Annotated in this window: 16 protein-coding genes and 1 pseudogene; 8 read left to right on the forward strand and 9 right to left on the reverse strand. The window is 39.7% G+C overall.

The window, feature by feature from the left end; genetic code table 11:
• The 3 genes and pseudogenes from ACGTNH_RS05850 to ACGTNH_RS05860 all read left to right on the forward strand — a co-directional run bounded on the left by ACGTNH_RS05850 (position 1) and on the right by ACGTNH_RS05860 (position 4038).
• Positions 1–927: a carbohydrate ABC transporter permease gene (locus ACGTNH_RS05850; RefSeq protein ID WP_394585698.1), complete on the forward strand. Its 927-nt coding sequence runs from the start codon at positions 1–3 to the stop codon at positions 925–927.
• Positions 927–1751 carry a carbohydrate ABC transporter permease gene (locus ACGTNH_RS05855; RefSeq protein ID WP_394585700.1) on the forward strand — a complete coding sequence of 275 codons (825 nt, stop codon included), beginning with the start codon at positions 927–929 and terminating at the stop codon, positions 1749–1751. The genes ACGTNH_RS05850 and ACGTNH_RS05855 overlap by 1 nt, the downstream gene beginning before the upstream one ends.
• Positions 1752–1806: 55 nt before the next feature.
• Positions 1807–4038, forward strand: a pseudogene (locus tag ACGTNH_RS05860) (alpha-galactosidase).
• Between the two features lie 236 nt (positions 4039–4274).
• Here the strand turns inward: ACGTNH_RS05860 and ACGTNH_RS05865 are convergent.
• From ACGTNH_RS05865 to ACGTNH_RS05875, 3 genes are all read right to left on the reverse strand, one after another.
• The gene (locus ACGTNH_RS05865; RefSeq protein WP_394585701.1) at positions 4275–5285 is read right to left on the reverse strand and encodes a LacI family DNA-binding transcriptional regulator; all 1011 of its coding nucleotides are present in this window, start codon (positions 5283–5285) and stop codon (positions 4275–4277) included.
• A gap of 702 nt (positions 5286–5987) precedes the next feature.
• Positions 5988–7022 (reverse strand): aldose epimerase family protein, encoded by a 1035-nt coding sequence (locus ACGTNH_RS05870; protein ID WP_394585702.1) that lies wholly within the window; start codon positions 7020–7022, stop codon positions 5988–5990.
• 432 nt (positions 7023–7454) lie between these two features.
• A complete protein-coding gene (locus tag ACGTNH_RS05875) occupies positions 7455–8384 on the reverse strand; it encodes a prenyltransferase (RefSeq protein ID WP_394585703.1) in 930 nt (309 codons plus the stop codon).
• Positions 8385–8522: 138 nt separating this feature from the next.
• Between ACGTNH_RS05875 and ACGTNH_RS05880 the strand changes: the two genes are divergently transcribed.
• Positions 8523–9419: a vanadium-dependent haloperoxidase gene (locus ACGTNH_RS05880; RefSeq protein ID WP_394585704.1), complete on the forward strand. Its 897-nt coding sequence runs from the start codon at positions 8523–8525 to the stop codon at positions 9417–9419.
• Positions 9420–9580: 161 nt separating this feature from the next.
• Positions 9581–10684 (forward strand): CapA family protein, encoded by a 1104-nt coding sequence (locus tag ACGTNH_RS05885; RefSeq protein WP_394585705.1) that lies wholly within the window; start codon positions 9581–9583, stop codon positions 10682–10684.
• Between the two features lie 47 nt (positions 10685–10731).
• Here the strand turns inward: ACGTNH_RS05885 and ACGTNH_RS05890 are convergent, their stop codons facing one another.
• The 3 genes from ACGTNH_RS05890 to ACGTNH_RS05900 form a co-directional block, all read right to left on the reverse strand.
• Complete coding sequence (locus ACGTNH_RS05890; protein WP_394585707.1) at positions 10732–11928, reverse strand: M14 family zinc carboxypeptidase; 1197 nt, start codon at positions 11926–11928, stop codon at positions 10732–10734.
• Between the two features lie 23 nt (positions 11929–11951).
• On the reverse strand, positions 11952–12992 hold the full coding sequence (locus tag ACGTNH_RS05895) for a M14 family zinc carboxypeptidase (RefSeq protein ID WP_394585708.1): 1041 nt from the start codon (positions 12990–12992) through the stop codon (positions 11952–11954).
• A gap of 375 nt (positions 12993–13367) precedes the next feature.
• Positions 13368–14492: a M14 family metallopeptidase gene (locus ACGTNH_RS05900; RefSeq protein ID WP_394585709.1), complete on the reverse strand. Its 1125-nt coding sequence runs from the start codon at positions 14490–14492 to the stop codon at positions 13368–13370.
• A gap of 186 nt (positions 14493–14678) precedes the next feature.
• On the opposite strand from ACGTNH_RS05900, the gene ACGTNH_RS05905 reads away from it, so the two are divergent.
• From ACGTNH_RS05905 to ACGTNH_RS05915, 3 genes are all read left to right on the forward strand, one after another.
• Entirely contained in the window at positions 14679–14831 is a 153-nt protein-coding gene (locus ACGTNH_RS05905; RefSeq protein WP_394585710.1) for a hypothetical protein, read from the forward strand.
• Positions 14832–15486: 655 nt separating this feature from the next.
• Positions 15487–15945, forward strand: coding sequence for a hypothetical protein (locus tag ACGTNH_RS05910; protein WP_394585711.1), 459 nt, complete (start codon positions 15487–15489; stop codon positions 15943–15945).
• Positions 15946–16146: 201 nt separating this feature from the next.
• Complete coding sequence (locus ACGTNH_RS05915; protein ID WP_394585712.1) at positions 16147–18330, forward strand: YhgE/Pip family protein; 2184 nt, start codon at positions 16147–16149, stop codon at positions 18328–18330.
• A 104-nt stretch (positions 18331–18434) separates the two neighbouring features.
• On the opposite strand, the gene ACGTNH_RS05920 is transcribed toward ACGTNH_RS05915, so the two are convergent.
• The 3 genes from ACGTNH_RS05920 to ACGTNH_RS05930 form a co-directional block, all read right to left on the reverse strand.
• Entirely contained in the window at positions 18435–18782 is a 348-nt protein-coding gene (locus tag ACGTNH_RS05920) for a YflT domain-containing protein (protein ID WP_394585713.1), read from the reverse strand.
• Positions 18783–18925: 143 nt separating this feature from the next.
• Positions 18926–21385, reverse strand: coding sequence for an alpha-amylase family glycosyl hydrolase (locus ACGTNH_RS05925; RefSeq protein WP_394585714.1), 2460 nt, complete (start codon positions 21383–21385; stop codon positions 18926–18928).
• Between the two features lie 100 nt (positions 21386–21485).
• The gene (locus tag ACGTNH_RS05930) at positions 21486–22607 is read right to left on the reverse strand and encodes an IscS subfamily cysteine desulfurase (RefSeq protein WP_394585715.1); all 1122 of its coding nucleotides are present in this window, start codon (positions 22605–22607) and stop codon (positions 21486–21488) included.
• Positions 22608–22634: the final 27 nt, after the last annotated feature.

A 22634-nucleotide genomic window follows, 5' to 3' on the forward strand; every position in this document is an offset into this window, starting at 1 on the left:
ATGAGCGAACTTGTTGGAAAGTTGAAGTCAAGAGCAGGGAATTCCAGTAAGAAACAGAAAAGCAGCAAAGAAAGCTCCCTCTGGTGGATGTACCTTCCTGCTGTTTTATTTGTCACCGTATTTATCGTCTATCCTTTTATGGATGGCGTAAGAATCTCATTTACGGATTGGAATGGTTTTTCACAGTCATTTAATTTCGTCGGGCTGGAGCAATATACGAGAATGTTCAATGATCCGACCACGTGGACTGTGATTAGAAACACCCTATTATATGGGATCGGAAGTACAATATTACAAAACGGGCTGGGTCTTCTGTATGCCATACTTTTAAACAATTCCATTAAATTCAGAACAATTACCCGTACGATCGTATATCTTCCCGTTATTATCAGCCCGCTTATTATGGGTTACATTTTCTACCTTTTCTTTGCTTATCAAAATGGAGCCTTGAATGATGCTTTAATGTTTTTTGGTTTTAGTCCGATTAATGCGCTTGGGAATGCTGACATTAACCCTTATATTATTGTATTAGTGAATACTTATCAGTTCGTCGGAATTGCTATGATCATCTATTTGGCAGGTTTGCAGGGGATTTCAAAAGATTTCTATGAAGCCGCTGACATTGACGGGGCTTCAGCTTTTCAAAAGTTTAAAAAAATTACACTTCCGATGCTGGCCCCGTCCATCACCATAAATGTCGTTATTAATATCATCGGTGGATTAAAACTTTTTGACGTGATCGTAGCTTTAACCAATGGGGGACCCGGCAACGCCTCCCAGTCCAGCTCTACATTTATGTACGATCTATATTTCAGTAGACAGGATGCTGGTTATGCTGCCACTCAAGGGGTTTTAATTGCCTTTATCATTCTTATACTCAGCTTAGCAGCGTTATGGTATTTCAAACGGAAGGAGATTGAAGCCTAATGTTTAAAAGTAAGAAAAATATACTGTTATCCGTTCTTGCACTTATTGTTGCAGCTGTTCACGTGATTCCTTTCTACATTTTAATTACGACCTCCTTGAAAATTAGAGGGGATTTCAGTTCTCGTTGGGTGCTTCCAGATTATTTCACACTGGAAAATTTCAGTACAGCCTGGCAGGAAGCAAACCTTGGGCCTGCTTTCTTTAATTCAACGATTATCACGTTCTTTGCCGCTGTGTTATTAATTTTTGTTGGTTCTATGGCTGCCTATCCACTGGCTCGTCGTAGTACAAAATTGAATAAAGCAGCCATGATGTTCTTTATCGCTATTATGGTAGTGCCTCCTCTTACGGCTCTTGTGCCGCTCTATCAGCTTGTAGTGGATATAGGCATGCTCAATACTCGGACGATTGCGGTTTTAAATAACGTCGCTGCCTTTCTGCCATTAACTGTTTTTCTTTATTCCGGATTTATTCGTTCGACTATCCCTAAAGAATTGGAAGAAGCAGCAAAGATTGATGGTGCCACCACCCTCGGAATTTTCTTTAAAGTAGTATTTCCTTTATTAAAACCAGTAACGGCATCTGTATTAATTATCGCATGTGTCTTTATCTGGAATGATTATCAATTTGCGATTTTCTTCCTTCAGAGCAGTGATGTGCAGACATTAACGGTTGCTATGGCCAGTTTCTTTGGAGAGAACCAAAATAATTTAGGACTAGTTGGAGCAGCAGCATTTATGGCGATGATCCCAATGGCTGTTTTATTCCTATTCTTACAAAAATACTTTATCGCTGGACTATCATCTGGTGCTGTAAAAGGATAATACTCCTGAAAGATAACTACTAATTATTGAAATTGTTGTAACGGAGGACTTGCACATGCCTATATACTTTAACGAAAATACCAAAGAGTTTCATATACAAAACCAGGGACTGAGTTATATTTTCTGCATTATGAAAAATAATCAACTTGGTCATCTGTATTATGGTAAAAAAATTCACCACCGTGATTCTTTTCAACACCTGTTAAGAACTCAAGCCCGTGCCGGTATGTCGAATGTATTTGAAGGTGATCTTACTTTTTCACTTGATTTACTAAAGCAGGAATACCCTTCATACGGGACGACCGACTACCGTGAGCCTGCCTATCAAATTCTTCAAGAAAACGGCAGCCGGACGACTCAGTTTGAATATCAAAGTCATAAAATTTTTGACGGAAAACCTGCTTTGAACGGACTGCCCGCTGCTTATACCGAGGAAGAGGGGGAAGCATCTACACTCGTCGTCACGTTAGTTGATTCATTAATTGATGCAGAAATAAAGCTGTCGTATACCGTTTATGAAAACCGCAATGTCATTACGCGCAGCACAGAATTTGTTAATAATGGAACTCAAAAACTTGAATTAACGCGTGCACTAAGCACCAGCGTTGATTTATTTGATGCTGACTTTGAAATGGTTCAGCTTTCTGGTTCGTGGTCGAGAGAGCGTCATGTGAAATCAAGAGAGCTCGTCCCTGGAATCCAAAGTATCTCGAGTACGAGAGGAACGAGCAGTTCTCAGCAAAATCCGTTTCTTGCGTTAAAACGTCCGACAGCGGATGAAAATCAAGGGGAAGTGTATGGCTTTAACTTAGTGTATAGTGGAAACTTCCTTGCTCAAGTTGAGGTGGATCAGTATGATGTGGCGAGGGTGACGATGGGAATTAATCCTTTTGATTTTCGTTGGCTCATAAAGCCTAGAGAAACATTTCAAACACCAGAAGTCGTAATGGTTTATTCTGATGAAGGCATGAACGGGATGAGTCAAACTTATCATGACTTATACCGTGAACGTCTCGTGCGCGGTCCGTGGAAAAAGTAGGAACGTCCTGTATTAATAAATAACTGGGAAGCGACTTATTTTGATTTTGATGAGGAGAAGCTGTTGTCGATTGCAAAAGAATCAAAAGAGCTTGGCATTGAACTGTTTGTGCTGGATGACGGCTGGTTTGGGAAACGTGATGATGATACAACTTCACTCGGTGACTGGTTTTCTGATACAGAAAAACTTCCTAATGGAGTAGAAGGGGTAGCCAGGAAAATCACCGACCTCGGCATGAAATTCGGCTTGTGGTTTGAACCAGAAATGGTCAATAAAGCCAGCGAGTTGTACAAACAGCACCCGGACTGGATTATTCAGGTAAAAGGGAGAACACATTCCCCCGGTAGAAATCAATATGTGCTTGATTTTTCCCGCAAAGAAGTAGTCGATAATTTGTATGAGCAAATGGCAGAAGTCTTAAGGGAATCGCCAATTACTTATGTGAAATGGGATATGAACCGTTATATGACTGAGATCGGTTCCCTTGATTTACCAGCGGAACGGCAGAGTGAAGTGGCCCACCGCTATATTTTAGGAGTGTATGATCTGTACGAACGCTTAACGTCTCAATTTCCAGAGGTTTTATTCGAGTCATGCGCCAGTGGAGGAGCCCGATTTGATCCGGGAATGCTCTATTATGCGCCGCAGACATGGACGAGTGATGATACTGATGCAGTGGAGCGTTTGAAAATTCAATATGGAACCTCGATGGCTTACCCATTGAGTACGATAGGGGCTCACGTATCAGATGTACCCAATCACCAGGTGCACCGAAATACGAGTCTATCGACGCGGGGAGATGTCTCTTTCTTTGGAACCTTTGGCTATGAGCTGGATATTACGACTATGACGCCTGAAGAAAAAGACGAAGTGAAGCAGCAAGTACACTATTACAAACAACACCGTGAGCTCATCCAGTATGGCACGTTTTATCGTTTGCTCAGTCCGTTTGAGGAGGGAGGCAACCGAGTAGCATGGATGGTCGTTTCTCCCGATCAAAAGGAAGCACTCGTTGGCTATTACAAGATTCTTGCTGAGCCGAATCCAGGGTTTAAACGACTGTTTTTAAAAGGTTTGAATGACCAGCAAGAGTATGAAATCGAAGGCACAGATGGAAGCTATTACGGTGATGAACTGATGAGAACAGGCCTCATGCTCGATAATGAGTATTCAGGATCGGTAACTCCGGAGAACGAAAAACTTGGAGACTTCACCTCCTCCCTTTACAAGCTAACAGCCAAAGAATAAACCATTTTTAAAAAGGACAGAACAAAACTAAATAAAACACAAATAATCCGAACGATTCGATTGAAATCAAAGTTCGGATTATTTATATTTAATTGAATGTAATCCAACGCTCCTTCACTATATTCCGCTTTACGTGGGCGCCTCGATTCCTAAACAATTTTTTCAGTTCCTGTACGGTTAAGGTGAACATTAGGAAACATCCAACCTTTAAGACGTGGCTTGTAAGTAAGATCTAATTATTTGAGCTTTGATGTGCTTTCTCTTTGTATTAATTTTGTAGGAATAACTACTTTTTTAGGGATTTCCCGTTTTGTATCCAGTCGTTCGATCATTAATTCAACTGCAGTTTCTCCCATGAATTCTGTATATACCTTAACGGTTGATAAAGAAGGCTGAAGGTAGTTGGCAGCGGCAATATCATTAAAACCAATAATAGATACCTGATCTGGAACACGCATGTTGTTTTCATGTAGAGCTCTTAACGCTCCAATTGCCATAGAGTCACTGGCTACAACAAATGCCGTAGGCAGATTTGGCTGCTGTAATGCTTTTTTCATTAAAAGGTAGCCTTCTTCCGTTCCAAATCGACCAACAAAAACAAAATCTTCGTTAAAAGTTTCTTTTGATATTAAGTATTCTCTAAAGGATTTTTCACGATAGTCCATTAACGTTTTGTCAGATCCAATTTCTAAAACTCCCCCAATGAAGCCAATGTGACGGTGGTCTAAAGATATGAGGTGGTCTAATACCTCGATCATAGCCCTTTGAAAGTCAATCACAACAGAATCATAGGTTAAATCAGATGGAGAAAAATCTACAAAAGTAATCGCACTTGTTATTTCACTTATTTCCTCAACTTCTTCCTGTGGAATTCTTCCCACAATGATCATCCCGTCGATATCATTAACAGCTGATAAATCTAACTGATTATTTTTTCGGTAAACTTTTACTAAATCGATTTTTTTGGCCGCGCATTCTTTTTCAATCCCAAGACGAATCGCTAAAAAATAAGGGTCGCTGATCTCATCTTGCTCGGTATGGAAAAGAATAATCCCAAGTCGGTACTTTTTTCTATCATTCTTTGAAGCACGTTGTTTTAACGTGCGATAATTCAGCTCTTCAGAAACCTTAAAAATTCGTTTCTTTGTCGCTTCAGATACAGATAAAGTAGAATCGTAATTTAAGACCCTGGATACTGTAGCGATGGAAAAACCGGTTTTTTCCGCTATATCACGAATCGTCGCCATCAAGTACTCTCCTTCTATAGTAAGTAAAAAATGTTTAGTAAAAAATAGTTTATTTATACTATATCACACAGTGAGCGCAACTTCCCATCTACTGAAAGGTGAAAGTAATCGTTTGAGGAAGAGATAAAGGCATTCCTAAAGAAAAAGAGGGGATTTTACCTGTCTTTTGCAGATTGTAGATACCTTGCGTTAGAGAGTAAAGGGTTTTAGGAAGCGACTCCCTTTCCGCTCCGCGGGCGAATGGTGTGCTTCCTCAGGCTTTGTCAGCCCTCCGGGGTCACATCTTATTCCCATTTCCTCATACCCTTTTTCGTAATAGATCACTGGCAAAATCTTTTACTCAAGCTGTACCCGTATAAAAAGCATCGATTGCAAAAGGCCCTTCACATTATTACGAAGGTTCCATGATTCCATTTTGTTCAAAGGACAGTAAAAAGTGCCGACTCCTATGGGCGGCGCTTTTTACTGTCCTTTCTCCATACTTATATGAAGGGCATCTTAGTTTTTTGACAGACTGAATAAGACAGGATTTTTCCTGTCTTTTGTTTTTACTTAACCGAAACTGTACCTTTATGGAATCAGAGGATAGCAGAGCAGTCCTCCTATAATGGTTTCAATCGTTTCTTTCCTCCAACCAATTAATTTTATATTATATTTGGCTAAGCTTTTTCAACCTCCAGAAGGCAGGCCTATTCCTGTCTCTTAAATGGTTTCAAACATGAAGGTTGTCTTCTTTTTATAGACATCATTAGCTTTTAAAAACACGCTGGGAAAGTCTTTGTGATGTAGGGAAGCAGGAGAAGCTTGGGTTTCTAAACATAACCCTGAATGTTTTTGAGCAGGACCGCTTTCTAAGAGGTGCTCACTATTTAAATTATTTCCTGTATATAAAACCATACCGGGTTGATCGGTGAAGACTCTTAAAGCTCTTCCGCTCTCCTCATCTTTTAGGCTGACATGTTCCTCTTCTGTTTCACTAAAAAGAAAATAGTGATCAAATCCTTGGGACGCTAACAGAATTTGGGGATGGCTGGAGTCGATCCCAGCTTGCAAGGTAGAGTCTTTGCTTAAATCAAAAGGGGTCCCCTCACTAGAATTAATTTCACCTGTAGGAATAAGGTTCTCATCCAATTCTACAAATTGAGTACTGCTTATTTTCACTTTATGGTCATGAATGGTCCGTTTTGCATTTCCGCTCAAGTTAAAATAACTATGATTCGTTAAAGTGACGGCCGTGTCTTTATCACTAACGGCTTGATAATCGATGGAGAATTGGTTTTCATTTGTTAATTGGTAGGTGATTTTCAAGGAAAGGCTGCCAGGGTAACCTCCTTCTAAATCTGGAATCTCCAACGTGAATTCTACTCCTGCTGCATTTGTCATTTGAAAGGGGGAAGCGTTCCAAATCTTAGTATTAAACCCTTGCTTCCCTCCGTGGAGTGAGTTATCTCCGTCATTAGCATCTAACACATACTTCTCCCCATTGAGTATGAACGAGGCTCCATCAACTCGTCCCGCCACTCGTCCAATCAATGCTCCAAAATAATTGGGGTCTCCTACATAATCTTCGTAATTTTTGTAAGAAAGGACTACATTTTCAACAGTACCTTTGCGGTCAGGAACATTAATTTCTGTGATGATGCCGCCATAATTTAAAGCGCAGATGGACATGCCAGTGTCATTATCCATAGTGAATGCTTTCCAGCCGTTAGGTAGTAACTTTTCTTTTACTTGCATATTTATGTGCCTCCAAATTAATTTTCTATTTTTAGGTTTGTACTTGATATTCTTTATAAATACTCGGTAGTAATTACCGAATTTGGATACGAATAAATTCATATTTTACACGGGGTGAAATGATAGTGCTTTATTGATAGCAATGTTAATAGTAGTTTTTACAAATGAGTGTTTGTCTTACCTCTAAGTATAACAAATTATTATACAAAAGAAGGGAGCAAGAATGAGATGCTCCTCATGACAACAGTCTTAAAACTCGTTTGTATGATACAAGATGCAATGCCGATTTTGCCCAGTTAAAGAATTGAATCGTTAAACTTATGAAGTGATAAAAGGCGCACACCTCTTAAAAATTAGAATAAAAGCGGTGAGAGTGGAAATTAATTCTACCTTTCCTGCCCCTTCAGTTTATCAGCGGGATCAGCAAGACATTTATATAAAAATACCGAGCCAAACGGCATTTATCATCGCCAAAAGCAAGATGATTTTTTCATAAGATGAGACTTGTTCGTCGTCTCCCACCCTCATCTTTAGCACAAGAATGATCGCTGCTATTGTTAACACAAGCGTCCCTGCTGCAGCTTCAATTCTGTCCAATCCCAACCACACCGCACACGTGCCGGTGAATCCAAAATAAAGCAGGGCGGGAAGCCTGCTGAATGCTAAGCCGAATTTTTCTATCGACCAGACCACACTCGTTCGCTTCATTGGCCTTGCCTGTCTATCAGCATCGCGATCAGGTATATGATGCACCATCACCCAGGCAATACAGAAAAGAGCGTTAATTAGAGCGTTCTGCCATACCCATTCAGGCAGGTGGTCTAGCGACAGCCATGCCCCGGCTAAACCTAGAAATAAGACAGACGGGAAGGTTGAAAACCATTCCCCAATGAAGGGGCGGTAACTAAATTGCAAAGGGGGCAGGGAATAAGAAACAGCTCCCCATATTCCAATAGATAGCAAGATTGCTAACTTATAATACCCAAAAAATAAAAAGGCGAGTATTAGGAGAAATAAGAGTAATAAAAGACTTTTCCCTATACGCCAAAGGTTTTCTGGAGATATGTAACCAGTTTGAATCACACGGCTGCCACCCGATAAAATCGCGGGACTGCGTTGATCTGTCCCAGATCTATGATCCACATAGTCGTTTAAAATGTGGGTAAGGACGCCGTGTATAATAAAGGCCCCCAGAAACAATAGAAAAAATAATAGATATAATTCTTGAGGTGAAATCGAGGTGTAAAGATACATAGGAAGAATAGTTGATATGATCGTAGCTACACTAGAGGAGATTACAGCGACTGATCGAAGGAGAAGCCAGCCTCCTTTTAGTGAAGTTAATGTTTGTGTTGTTAACATATATATCCCCCTTCTTGTAAGCGTCGATAATCCATACCCTTATTCATCAGGAGTGAACCTTAAAAAATTATGAAGAGTCCAATAACTTCTGGGACACTTTTCATAATATAGGTTATAAACACAAGGAGATGATAAACATTGGGGGAAAATTATCTGAGATGGTCCATGGAACCATACGCGGGAGAACGGCAGCCACCTAACGATCCAGTAACGCCTTTAGCTGGGTCATGGCCGCTTATGATGCTTAAGAGAGATCCATACGGGTATTATCTAAAACCGAATGGTGAAAAAATGAATTTACCGATTGAACATCCCAGTCGTATTGATTTTGAAAAAGAGCTGGTGGAAGTACAAAAAACGTTAAAATATCTTACCACTGAGGAAAGGAACATTGGGATTTATTATGGAACAGGAGTTCCAACGAAGCAGTGGACGCCGGTGATTGATCGTTTAATTGATACGTATAATGTCAGTCCAACAAGTGCAGCCAGAGTATTAGCTGTAGTTCAGGCAGCTGTAAATGATACGATGATTATCGTTTGGGATTTAAAGTATAAATGGGATGTAGCAAGACCAGATCAATACGATCAAAAAATGGAAACTTTATTATGTACTCCACGTTTTCCAACTTATCCGTCCGGTCACGCCACGATGTCAGGTTGTTCGGAAGTAATCCTAAGTTACTTCTTCCCCATGGAGGCGAAAAAGCTTAAAAAAATTGCAGAAGATGATGCGGTTAGTCGTTTGTACGGAGGAGTTCACTTTCCTTCAGACAATGAAGAAGGGTTACGACTCGGAAGGTACATTGGCTCTGTTATTGTCGAACATCTTAAGGGGCAGAAGGAAAGAGGTCGCAGACCAGTCGATCATCCATCAAGGCGCTACTTAAACGCAAAGATTGATCCGTTAAATTATCAGCAGTTTATTCCGTTTGACTTTCCAAAAGAGTGTACCTCATTAATTAATGATGGCTTTGAAGAAAAGAAGGACGATGGCAAACATGATGATGCTCCAAAACCGAAATTGTTTTATTGAAAAAATAGGTAAAAGCACCTGTCTTATTTTATATATATGGGTGCTTTTTCTACGATCTAAGAGCATCTAAAGGTAGTCATATATTCTCTATTCAAATAAAGGGGCTTCCACTATGATAGATGGGAACATCTAACAGTGGAACCATAGGGAGGAAATCATATTTGGTACGAGCAGTATTTATTTTATCGTTCATTTTGGCGGGATGCAGCGGGGTAGTGGAGGACTCAAAAGCAGCAAAAAAAGAAACGTTTTCCGCCCATTCAAATAAAACGTTAAGCGAATGGAACTGGAAGGATTCTACAGCTCTTAAGGGTACAAATACAGACATGCATGAACCGATTGAACTAGTAGCCACGGGAGATGTAATGTTTGAATGGTCGCTGGAACAAACAATAGAGGAAAAAGGCCCTCAATATCCGTTTGAGCAGGTTTCAGAACAAATTACAAGTGCTGATTATGCGATCACTAACCTTGAAACAGCAGTTACAGATAAGGGAGTGAAAGAGGAAAAAGTTTATAATTTTAGAACAGATCCAGAAAATCTTGAAGGGTTGGTAAGGGCCGGGTTTGACTTTGTATCACTAGCTAACAATCATACGTTGGATTATGGAAGAGAAGGGTTATTAGATACGTTGTCTTATTTACATACATATAATTTAGATTACGCAGGAGCTGGTCATAACGAAAAAGAAGCTTATCAATTCCATACAATTGAATTGAACGGGAAGACGGTCAGTTTACTAGCGTTCTCCCAAGTACTTCCTAGTACGGATTGGTATGCCAGAGGGGAGCAGACAGGAATAGCCAGCGGATATCAACAAGAGCGATGCATTGAACTTATTGATAAAGCAAACGAAATGTCAGATTATACAATTGTGTACATGCACTGGGGCAAAGAAGGCGAAGCCATTCCTGAGCAGGAAACGAGAGATTACGCCACTCGCATGGTCCATGCAGGAGCTGATGCTGTCATTGGCTCGCATCCTCACGTACTGCAAGGTTTTGAAACAATTGAGGGAACACCTGTAGCTTATTCCTTAGGGAATTTTTTATTCCCGGATTATGTAGAAGGTCCTCAAGCTCAAACTGGTTTGCTTTATCTTGAGTTACATAATGGAGAAGTACAAATGAAATTTGAACCGTGGAAAATTAAAGATGATCAAATCATAAACCCTGGAGAGCAGTACAAGGATGATATATGGACGTACTTAGAAGATATATCCTTTGGTGTGGCAATTGAAGATGGTGCCATACGAGCGTATTAATAGTAAAAAAAGCTGTCCTCTACACTAGAGCACAGCTTTTTTTACTATTAAATTCCTGGTCGATAAGAGGTTTCAGGAATATCTTCGTAGCGTTCAGGATCAAGTTCATTTACTGAGCCGTCTGCTACTCCTGCGATAATTGCTTGTAACCCTGTTTCTACGGCCTTAACAAGCATTCCTTTTTTCTTTTGTCCCATACTTTGTGTTTGTCCTGTAACTTCAAAGAGTACAGTACCACTTCCGTTTAATGCAAATGAGCCTAGTGCTGTACCCGGCAAGTCTAACCCTTGACTGTACAATGTAATGTTGTCAAATGGTGAATTTCCCATAGATTGAAGAGCATCATAGGCAGCTAGATTCAGCTGGCGTGAAAAATCGTAGTCATAGTTATCGTCGTACTCCGCATACTTAGCTCCTTCTTCACTTGAAGGATCAGGAACGAATTGTCCAGACAGCGACAGAGTGACGGGCTCTGAGGTCCCCTCTACGTAATAAAGTCCCTGGTGATGTAGGTCTACAAATACATCGACTTTACCGAATTCGTCTTCTAATCCTTTATATACATCACGAACGGTTTGAGCTTCAGGAGTTATATACCATCCTGGTTCTGAAGAAGAACCAGGCACATCTTCCGGCTCAGGCGTGTAGTCTAAGTCTGGATTGAAATCTCGGTTCACATCAAAACCAGGTTGAGAAGAATAGTCATCTCCTTGCAAAGAGGAAGAATAGTAGTTCCACGTCGGACCATCTGCTCCATCTAATTGAGGGAAGTCCTGTAGAACTTCATTCCATGACATGGCATTGCCGCGACGATCGAGTTCGGAAGCGTCTGGGTTCATTTTAGGCAGCGTGACAAGCGTAACCTCTTCTAGCAGGGACTTTACCTCAGGAGAATTACTGGATCCTAAATGTTGCAGAAGATTTAAAACCGCTTCAGTACCGGTTTTTTCATTGCCATGAATTTCACTTTCGATTAAAATGACACGATCTCCTTCACCGACACGTGCCTGATGGATGTCTCGACCGTTGTTGGATTGACCTACAACTTCAACATCTACACGCCCCTGGCTTGATTGTTCAATCTTCTCAAGTTTTTTACCAAGCTGTTCATAGTCCGTAAAACCAGAGCTGTTGTAGTTTTGCTGATCAGGTGTACCTGGATGGTTACCTGCTGCATATGCTGGCATTGCTAAACTTGTACAAAGGGCTAGAGTACTGACAACAGTGAAAACTTTTTTCTTCATGCTCTCCACTCCTTAAAATTGTTTTACTCTCCATAACCGCTTTCAGGAAGGTCCTCCCAGAAGGACGTGTCTGCATTGTTAATAGAACCATCAGCTAAAGCTTCAAGTGTTGCTTCCATTGCAGTAACAGCTTGCTGGATCAGCTTCCCGTTACTCTTTTGTCCCAGGACATAATCATCGTATTCGTGATCGGCCATTCCACGCATTTCAAACAATAAAGTGGCGACATCATATTCTACTGCAAGACCGTTACGGCTGATCGTTTCTGCTGAGCCACCAGGATACTTAGAAAGTAAGCCATACCCTTTATCACTTACAGCATTATAAACAACTGAACCAAGCTGCTTCGAACGTTCGAGTACTTTATCATCTACATTTTCAGTGGTTGGATATAATATAGAACCAGACACAAGCTCATCAGAATCCCCGAGTGTTGTTTGTGTACCCTGGTGGTGAAGGTCAATCATGTAATCGGGGCTGTACTTTTGCAAAACATTTTCATGAAAAGCCTTCGTTTCTGGCTGTTCACGATCCACGTGATCACGGTTTAAGTCCACTTCGTTTGCATTGTAGCGCGTATGTGTTCCTGATACGTAATCATCCAAAGAGAAGTTTACATCACCTTCTGCTCCATCTACATTTAAGCGAGGAGCAATAAGAACATTTACATTATCTAAAATTTCCTGAGTTTTCTTACCTTTAGAAGTTAAATTCTGAATAAGTTTAAGAGCTCCTTCAGTCGTTAACGTCTCGTTTCCATGCTGCTGTGTAAGGAACAATACAGTAGGGTTATCGTCATTAGAACCAAATTTGGCTAAGTATAAGTCACGTCCTTTTACAGACTCTCCGTAAGTTTCAAGTTCCATAGCTTCAGATTGATTGTCAGCCTTTTCCAATACTTTGATCATCTCTTCATAATTGTGAAGGCGCTCATTTTTAATCGTTTCATTACCCTCATAGTTTGGTCCGTTGGCACCATTATCACCTGCTAATACTGTTCCTGTTGCTGCTCCAGAAACAAGTAAACTACCTGCTAAAGCTACCGATAAGACTTTTTTCTTCATCAATCAACATCCTCCTTCAAATTTTATTGTCTAGACCACTTCAATAATGAATATTGGAATTCCTTTTAATTTGAGGAAAATAATAACAAGTAACCATGTGGAAGTAGGTGATTTGAAGGAGAGGCTAAAGGTTTTAAGGACTATAGTACGAGGATAGGTGAAATTTAAGAACGTGGGGGTAGGACATAAAAAAATGAGCACCACTGAATAAAACATAAAATAATCCGAACGATTTTGTAGTAATCAGTTCGGATCATTTATGTTAAAAATAAATCAAAATTGGACATGATAAGTGATTATAGAAGTTAAGCTCAATTGGATTAGTTCAGCAAAAATACTTTCATCAAAAAAAGAGGCGAAACTCCGCCTCTTTTCCTACTTAAGAATTTTCTCTTTGCTCAATACAGATTCAATCACAAGCTGCGCTTCTTTAATAACGGCTTCTCTCCATTCCGCTCCGGGGGGATAGAACATGTTTCTTAATTCTTCTAATAGCCATTTTCGATCTTGCTCTCGCTCTGCACCTTCCCAGTACAATTGATTTTCTAATAAAATTGTCGTAAACTCACGCAGTTCTGCTTCGCGGTCAGCTCCAAACGTACCAAACTCAAACAGAGCAGAAAATAAATGAGTTTCTGGGAATTCCTCATTCTTCAGCTTGTAAAAGTGATTGGTAGAATCGCCTTTTACCTTTTGAGGGGTAAACTTTTGAACGTTCTGCATCTGATAATCTTCTTTGATTTCATCCTCATTGCGTGGATCGTGCTCTGAGACTACAATTGTAACTTCATTAGTAGGACCAAGTGCAGTATGCCAATCCATGTGAATGACTTTTGGAAACGTTGAAAGCAATTTGCGCTGCTCATCTTTTAAATAGAGAGTAGACTCCTCTTCACTGGTGCCTCCATAGTAAACACCGCGTTTAAATTCGTATTGACCCATACCTTTTGCTTTTTTGACACCCTCATAACCCTGATCAGTCATCCCTCTGCTTAATTGGTGATAGAGATCAGTCTTTTCTTTTTTTATATCTCTTATCTTACCATTTGGTAAAAATAAGTTACTCTCTTCTGCGTAATTCTCATTTATATCTAAAGGAATGGAATCTGGATGATAAAAATAATTACGATTTAAGTCTACATTGTTCTCAGTTACTCGGCGGTAGTGTTTCATTCCCCAAGGGTTAAGAGCGTGAATTAAACAGATGCCGGTTGTGGAAGAGTCTATCTGATCAATATATTTTTCAACAAACATTCGAATGACAGCAGCACCGGCATAACCTTCAATTCCATGCTCGCCAGACGTAAGGAAGACCACTTGTTTATTTGCATTAAGCGCCTCCGAGTAAATAGTGTCAATGGTATTATCCTTTTCTTCACCTATAGACTTAGTTGAGAGACTAGCATCCGGCCACTTCTTTTGAATTTTATGAAGAAGCTGACGAAATTCATTTCTGGATTCTTCGTACGTATTTGGAAAGTATTTGTCGATTTGAAGCATATAATCACCACTTTTATTATTATTGAATAGTATTTAGTTTCCTAGCTGAAGCAGGGTTAAACATTCTTTCATAAAAAAAACTTAGATAGTGAGTGTAAATTTCACCTTTACCCTCACATTAAACCTGTATTTTTGATACACTTATAAAAGTTTAGTTTTTCGGGGATGAAGGTGGGTTGGATTTTTGTGAATAAGGAGAAAATGTATCAAGATTTAAAAAGAGAATTCACTGACAAAATGGGAAGAGAGTTAAAGAGGGAAGAAAAGGAATTTATTATGTGGATGGTACAGGAACACCACAAAGAAGAGAAAAAAAAGAATGATTCATATTTTGGATAAAAAGGCTCTCGTTAAAAGAGGCCGCTGTTAACGTTTTTGTTATTCTCACACATCACTTAGTGGTGGATGCTTGCCGCGGGCACGGCCACAGCTAAGTTGGCCAGGAAGATCACTTGACCAAGTAGATCTTCAACTCGCGCTGTTCCCGCGACGCTCCGGACGTGCTAGCGTAGATGTTGGCCACAGGACGTGGCCGGTTTTAATCGATCAGGCGTTATCACTGAAAGCTCATCGTGGAATCAACGGAGGTGAAACGATAAAGAGTGACTTTCTTTGATTTATAAAAGAAAGTCACTCTTTTTTTTCTTGTGCAATGAAAGTAATACATAAAAGTGAGGGATTCGGTGTTGGACCGTTCAGGTAACTATGAAGTTAAGCCGGCATAAATCCCCCACGGACCATTTTATTAAATTATTTTGTGGTCTGAATAATAATAAATTAAATTAAATTCTTGTCTTTTTAAAAAAGTGACATTCATCTCCAGCGCCTGGACCATAAGCAAATCGATCTGCGGAAGAAAGGCAGCCTCCCTCCGGCCGTTTAGCTTTTTCGTCTTGTATCTCGCCAGGGCTCATGCCCCTTTGTTCCTGAATGATATCCTGAGCTGATCAAGCATACAATGTGGTAAAACGTCGGGTTTAAGGAGACAGTATGTATGAAAAAGAACAGGATTAGAATCCTGCCGATTCTCGCAGTTGGCTTCATTGCTCTTATCATAGTACTATTATTCTTCCTTTTTAATTCTTCAGAGCAACAAGCAAAACGTGTGGTACATGACTTTTATACATATGAGCAAGAAGGAGATTTCTCTTCTTCATGGCAGCTCCTTCACCCTTATATGAAAGACAAGTTTACAAAAGGACATTATATCCAAGACCGGGCTCATGTGTTTATGAACCATTTTGGGGTTACCACCTTTTCCTATGAAGTTGAAGGGGTAGAAAAAATAAAAGATTGGAAGATGGAAGAGGACCTTGAAGCTCTTAATGAAGTGTACATGATGACAGTGATTCAGACTTATAAAGGGAAGTACGGCCATTTTGACCTATATCAAAACGTGTTCGCAGCCAAGGAAGAAGAAGAATGGACGATTTTATGGGATTATAATAAATAGAGAGAAGAGCTTCCATGAGAGAATTTCTTCTCAAAATAAATCCATAACTACTACGATGAAAGAGCTGACTACTACAACAGTTTTTTACTTCACTAAATTGTAAAATAACAATAAGAATTTTCCTGTTTGAAAGTGGTATAATTGATTCTTGTGACAGAATGAACAATCATTCATAACACTTTTTTGGACAGGAAGATGATAATGAGAAATATATGGAAAATCTTTTCAAATGATATGAAGAATATAGGAACGAACTGGGTAGCGGCCATTTTAATCGGAGGTCTCACCCTTTTACCATCGCTCTATGCCTGGTTTAACATTGAAGCAGCCTGGGATCCCTACGGTAATACGGATCAGCTTCCCGTGGCTGTGGTAAACGAGGATGCAGGAGCAGATGTACGAGGAGAAGAGCTTGATGTAGGAGCCGAACTTGTCAAACAACTTCAAGACAATGAAAAAATGGCTTGGAAGTTTGTAGATCGTGAAGAAGCCATGGAGCAGGTGGAGTATGGCGACTATTTTGCAGCGATAATCATTCCGGAAAATTTTTCTAGTAAGCTGGGTACCGTTGTAAACGATCAACCTGAGAAAGCGGATATTGAGTACTACGTTAATGAAAAGACGAATGCGATCGCTCCAAAAATAACGGAGAGTGGTGCTGGTACTATAGTAGATCAAATTACGAGTGAATTTATCTCTTCCGTCAATGGCGTCATCTTTGAAATGTTTAATGAAATCGGAGTAGAGCTCGAAAGTGATTTACCAGACATTAAACGATTTGAGAATTATATTTTCGAAATGGAAGCAAGTCTGCCTGAAGCTCACGAATTAATCGAAAAATCATTATCTGATGCAAATGACGCACAATCAATTATTGATGATGCGCAGGCTTTACTGCCTGAAGCGGAGCGGGTGACAGGAGAGGGACTACAGACAATTGATGAAACAACAGCTTACTTAAACAAAGCGGAAAACCGTCTCGATGAAATCGCTCCTCGAGTACAGGAAGATTTAGAAAAAGTGCAGACATCAGCGAATGAAATCAATAATTTTATGAATCGAGTCCAGTCTTCTGATCTTAATTTAGAAGAGGGAAAGCAGTTTAGTGCACGGATTGATGAACAAGTAGCAACATCCATTGAAAATATTGAAAGTGTTGAAGCAGCATTAATCAATATTCAAGAACAGAGCAGTGACCGGCAAGAAGATTCAGAGGAAGAGCCTCAAAATCAACAAGAAATCAATCAAGCCTTAGAACAGCTGACGGCCCTAAAAGAGAATTTGCAGGCTGTCGAAGAAAATAGCGGCGAAGTTAAGAATTTTCTTACGGAGAATCAGCATGAAGTGGATGAATTAATAAATGGGCTGCAAGAAAGAGCAGACTCGACAGCAAGTGAAATTGATGCTTTTATCGCTGAGTATAATGAAAATATTGAACCGAGAGTAAGGGAAGAAGTTGCTCAGGCTAAAACGACACTTGGCGATGCAGGCGCAATTTTAGAAGAAATTCAGACGACGATACCAGAAGTGGAACGTCTATTAGGAAGCACGGAAGAGAATTTAGGTGAAGGGGAAAAAACGCTTGAATATTTATTAGGTGAGTATCCTTATGTGAACCAGAAAATTAACGAATTAGCAGATCGGATTCGAGAGATTCAAGGAGAGACAGATATAAATGAACTGATTGAACTGCTTCAGAATGATCCGGAATCAGAACGAGGTTTTTATGCAGAACCTGTTGAACTAAATAAAAACAGCCTTTTTCCTATCGCCAATTATGGGACAGGGATGACAGCTTTTTATACTGTACTTGCTATATGGGTTGGAGGACTATTATTAATTTCTTTATTAGCCACTAGCGCTGTAAATGCTGAAAGATATACGGAAAAACAAATTTACTTTGGAAAACTTTTCACATTTACAAGTATTGGAGCGACCCAAGCACTTGTTGTCAGTTTAGGAGATATTCTTATATTAGGTGTTGATATCGCAGCCCCCATCTGGTTTGTCATATTTGGTATGTTTATCAGTCTTGTATTCCTGCTAATCGTATATACGTTAGTCTCGGTATTTGGGGACGTCGGGAAAGCGATGGCCATCGTTTTACTTGTTTTACAAATCGCAGGTTCGGGCGGTACCTATCCTGTTGCCTTACTACCTGAATTTTTCCAGAACATCCATCCCTTTTTACCATTTTCTTATGCTGTTGATTTATTAAGGGAAGCAGTAGGTGGGATTGTATGGGAACGAGTCTATCGAGATGTCATCTTTTTATCTTTATTTGGTTTGGGCGGGTTGCTGGCTGGTACTTTACTGAAGAAGCCATTGCACAAGAGAACCCAGGCATTAATGAAAAAATCGAAAGAATCTGGATTATTTCATTAATTATTTGATTAAAGTGTAAAAACGAGTTTGCCGATAATATCCATGCAAAAGCAACCAATTGATGTAAGACATAAAAAAATCTGCCCCTGACAGGGGCAGATTTTTTATGCAAATAGACTCTCTACGTTTTTGTCACTTGTAACAATCAGCAGGACTTTACCTTCATCCAGATCTTCTTCATATTCATGAGCGTCTTCTTCAGATAACCCAATCTCTTGCAGTTTAGCTCTAAGCTCATCGCCTTTTTTACTAAAAATGTTGTTTAAGAATGTCTTAACGTCTTGCTCTGATAAACCAATTGTATTGGCATTTACATTACTGGCGATTCGATCCGTACGATCATCGTCGTGAGTGAGGATATAGACATCTTTACTGCTGATACCATTGTGCTGTAGTTTTTTTACATCTTCCATTACGTTTTCATCGTTTGTATACTCTCGAATAAATGGCATATTTTATTCACTCCTACATTTTAATTTTATTTCACTACAACACTTCCCTGTGAAAAACACATCCAAACCTATCAATAGGCTTAAGGAATACTAGTAAAAGAGAAACCCTCATCACAGGATTTGTTATGAGGGCTCCGCTTTAATTAATTGGATTTAAGTTTTCCTTTTACTTCGTACATTTCTACAGAGTGAGCAGAAGTTTCAATTGGAAGTTTACCTTTTTTGCTTCTTAGTTCAGTTCCATTTTCCAGTAAAGGAAGGAGCTTTACATTGTTGGGCGTCCTTTGATTGTAACTTTCAAATAAATCAATAGTGATGTCCTCATTCCCCTGGTTAACAACTATTACTACTTTATTTTGTGGCATGGTTCTTTCATAAATAAGCACATCCTCATCAGAATGAATGACATTAAACTTGCCTTGAGTTAGAGCTTTCTGATCTTTTCTTATTTCAATTAACTCTTGGTAATGGGCTTTCAAATTCAAATTTTGTTCTTCTTCATCCCATGGCATCATTTCACGATAGTAACGGTCTTTCCATTCATTAACGAGGTTGTGGTCTCCGCTTTGAGAAAGACCTACTTCATCTCCGTAATAAACAATCGGTGCTCCTGGTAATGTGAATTGGATAGCTGCTGCGTTCTTCATCGTTTGCACGTTTCCATCAGCTTCATATATAAAGCGGGGCACATCATGACTATCTAAGAAAGTGGCTGGCACAAACTCTTCATCATACGAATCAAATATAGTTTCTAAGGAAGAACCAAATCCGCTCATGCTCTCACCGTGGATCAGTGCGTCAGTAATGGCGGACTGTGTTTCAAAGTCAATCGCGCCGTCAAGTTTACCAGTGTAAGAAGTAATTTTATCAAGATCATCCCATACTTCTCCAAAAATAAAGGCTTCAGGATTATTTTGTTTAACCGCATGGCGGAAATCCACCCAGAAGCTGTAACTTGGACCTTTTGCATAATCTAAACGGAAGCCGTCGACACCAATTTCGTCCATCCAGAAGGGTACAACTGTATTCAGCATATAGTCCCTTGTTTCCAGGTTGTCATTATTTAATTCCGGCAATTCCTGCACATCATAAAACGTCTCATATTCATCCGGCCAGTTCGTAAACGTAAACCAATCAAAGTATGCACTATTTTCTCCATTTTTTACTGCATCTTGGAAGAAGTCGTGCTGATTAGAGACATGGTTTGGGACAAGGTCGTAAATTACTTTCATATCTTTTTCGTGAGCTAAATCGACTAACTCTTTCATCAATTCATTACTTCCAAAACGGTTGTCAATCTTTAAAAAATCAGTAGGGTGATAGCCGTGGGAATATGGACCCTCGTAAATAGGAGATACCCAGATGGTATTTACACCTAGACTCTCAATATAATCAAGCTTCTCGATGACACCCTGTAGGTCTCCCCCCATCCATCCTTTTAATCTTTCGTCTTCAGGCAGAGTAGGATCTACAGAAGTATTGTTGCTTTCTTCACCGTCATGAAAACGATCTACAAATACTTGATATATAATGGATTCTTTTGCCCAATCAGGCGACTGGTAATCTTCTACATAGTAAGCAAACTCAGTAGCATCCTCAGCATTTAATTCATTATTATCTGCAAATTGGGACCCCATACTTTCGGAGTTCCAAACATCAATTTTGTATTTTACTCTCGTTTCATTTTTTTGCTTTGGAATCGTTCCTTTAAAAAGGGAGGTTTGTAAACCATCCTCATTCTTTTCAGTTTCTATCCTTTCTAAAGAAGAAACTTGGCCATTTTTCACTTTTCCACGTTTACCACTTGGAGTAGAACCATCTGTCCTATAATAGACAGCCCCTTCATCGATTGGTCCATAATGCTCTACACTTACCTGAACGATCGTATCATCGGTTTGATCAGGTGTATAAGGATCATGGTTAAAATCATGAGTGACTTCGTTAGCGACGGGAACGGTCTTCCAGGCTGTTACTTCATCCTCATATACTTTATTATCTTCAGTAAAAATGGCTTCACGGTTCGTGTCAATTTCTTCTTTGTAAGATTTGCCGCCTAAACTGTACACATATTCCAATGTCTCTCCAGCTTCACCTTTTACCTCAATTTCAAATGTACCCTCATTTACCTTCTCAAGCGGACTGACGGAATAATTGAAGTTATTTTTATTAGATGCGAGAGTAGGAGTCACCCAATCAGGTGTTCCTTCAGGCACTTTAAGCTGTAACGTTAAGCTGCCAGAAGACGTGTCAGCCAACTGAACATTTACCTTACGCTCATCACTTGGGTCAAAAATGAAAATATAATCACCATCCTGAGGCGGTGTAAATGTTAGATTGCTGCCTTCCATCCATGTTCCGTCAAATACGTATTTAAATTCAATCGCTTTTCCACCCTCAAGCGAAATCGGCTCACTTATCCATTGTTCTTCCTCTTTGTTGTATGTAAGCGGGTTGTTGTTCGAATCCCAATCCAGAGAATCGGCGCTTCCACGAAGCACCACAGAATCATAGTTCTTATTTGCATTTGCTACGAGTGATGCAATCGGTTGCACAAAAACCAATAAAAAAAGCAGGCACCCAATTGTAAAAAAATATTTCTTCAAAGTAATATCCCTTCCTTCCGTTTAATGTAATCGTTTTCATAATATTAAATTTTCAGACATATGTCCATAGTTCATTTTGATTGGGTCTTTTTAAGGATGACTATTTTTCGTCTTGTATCACCTCTACTATGACACTCGCCAATCTTCTTACATTATTTAACGTGTGATCTCTCCCGAAAGAAATACGAATAAAAGTTTGGGCTTTTTGTTCCGAGAGTCCCATAGCCAATAAGGTTTGAGAAGGAGCGTTGTTACTCATTTGACAGGCACTTCCCGTAGAGAAGCAAAAACCTTTTCGATTGGCTTCTAACATCATGTGCTGACCGCTGATATCTTTAATGCAAAGTCCAATAATAGGGATGGGCGATTCTAATTGTGAACCGATAATCTCGATCTTATGTTTTACTTCCTCCAAATGTTTAAGGAGTTCTTTTTTTAATTCTCGGGTGTGATTTTGAAGAGAGGGAAGGTTCATAATCATTTCTTTGGCTGCGGTTGTAAATGCAGCAATTCCAGGCGTATTTAACGTACCTGGGCGAACACCGCTCTCATGAGTAACGTTAGGTAAAAAGGGTCGAAAAGAGAGTGAGGGGCGAATGTACAAGACGCCTACGCCCTTGGGGCCGTAGATTTTATGACTTGAAATTGAAAAGCTGTCTACTAAAAGAATTGACGCTAAGTCAATCTTTCCAAAAGATTGGACACAATCACTGTGCAGCAATATATGATTATTTTTGCAAATCTCATGGACTTTCTCGATTGGCTGAATAATCCCCGTTTCTGAGTTGACATGCTGTATAGAAATCAGAGAGGTATCTTCTCGTATGAGCTCCTGCAAATGCTGCAGGTCGATGATCCCTTTATTCTTTAGAGATACTTCACTAACTTCAAAACCAAAACTCATCAATTTTGTAGTTACATTTTTGATCGAAGAATGTTCTCCAGCTGAAATGATGATATGTTTGCCCCGATTGATTTCAGCGAGAGCATGAATGGCCAGTATATTACTTTCGGTTCCTCCACTCGTAAAACTGATTCCTTCCTTCTCAATTTTAAGAAGGTCCGCAAGTGTGGTTCGACAATGCTCAACTAAGGTTTCAGCTTTAGAACCGGCGTCGTGAAGACTCTCTGTATTCCCATAATAGTCTTGAGATGCGGTTATATAAGTTTGTAAAGATTCTTTACTCATAGGACAAGTTGAAGCAAAATCGAAATATTTCATATTTATTCTCCTTTTTAAAAAGTCTTG

Origin of the sequence: Halobacillus sp. B23F22_1 (assembly GCF_043497005.1) — a bacterium.
Taxonomy (GTDB): Bacteria; Bacillota; Bacilli; order Bacillales; family Halobacillaceae; genus Halobacillus_A.

Bases quoted from the DNA above. Each gene is read 5' to 3' on its own strand.
- ACGTNH_RS05850 (WP_394585698.1), top strand. From the start codon at position 1: ATGAGCGAACTTGTTGGAAAGTTGAAGTCAAGAGCAGGGAATTCCAGT.
- ACGTNH_RS05855 (WP_394585700.1), top strand. From the start codon at position 927: ATGTTTAAAAGTAAGAAAAATATACTGTTATCCGTTCTTGCACTTATT.
- ACGTNH_RS05865 (WP_394585701.1), bottom strand. From the start codon at position 5,285: ATGGCGACGATTCGTGATATAGCGGAAAAAACCGGTTTTTCCATCGCT.
- ACGTNH_RS05870 (WP_394585702.1), bottom strand. From the start codon at position 7,022: ATGCAAGTAAAAGAAAAGTTACTACCTAACGGCTGGAAAGCATTCACT.
- ACGTNH_RS05875 (WP_394585703.1), bottom strand. From the start codon at position 8,384: ATGTTAACAACACAAACATTAACTTCACTAAAAGGAGGCTGGCTTCTC.
- ACGTNH_RS05890 (WP_394585707.1), bottom strand. From the start codon at position 11,928: ATGAAGAAAAAAGTTTTCACTGTTGTCAGTACTCTAGCCCTTTGTACA.
- ACGTNH_RS05895 (WP_394585708.1), bottom strand. From the start codon at position 12,992: ATGAAGAAAAAAGTCTTATCGGTAGCTTTAGCAGGTAGTTTACTTGTT.
- ACGTNH_RS05900 (WP_394585709.1), bottom strand. From the start codon at position 14,492: ATGCTTCAAATCGACAAATACTTTCCAAATACGTACGAAGAATCCAGA.
- ACGTNH_RS05910 (WP_394585711.1), top strand. From the start codon at position 15,487: ATGAAAAAGAACAGGATTAGAATCCTGCCGATTCTCGCAGTTGGCTTC.
- ACGTNH_RS05915 (WP_394585712.1), top strand. From the start codon at position 16,147: ATGAGAAATATATGGAAAATCTTTTCAAATGATATGAAGAATATAGGA.
- ACGTNH_RS05920 (WP_394585713.1), bottom strand. From the start codon at position 18,782: ATGCCATTTATTCGAGAGTATACAAACGATGAAAACGTAATGGAAGAT.
- ACGTNH_RS05930 (WP_394585715.1), bottom strand. From the start codon at position 22,607: ATGAAATATTTCGATTTTGCTTCAACTTGTCCTATGAGTAAAGAATCT.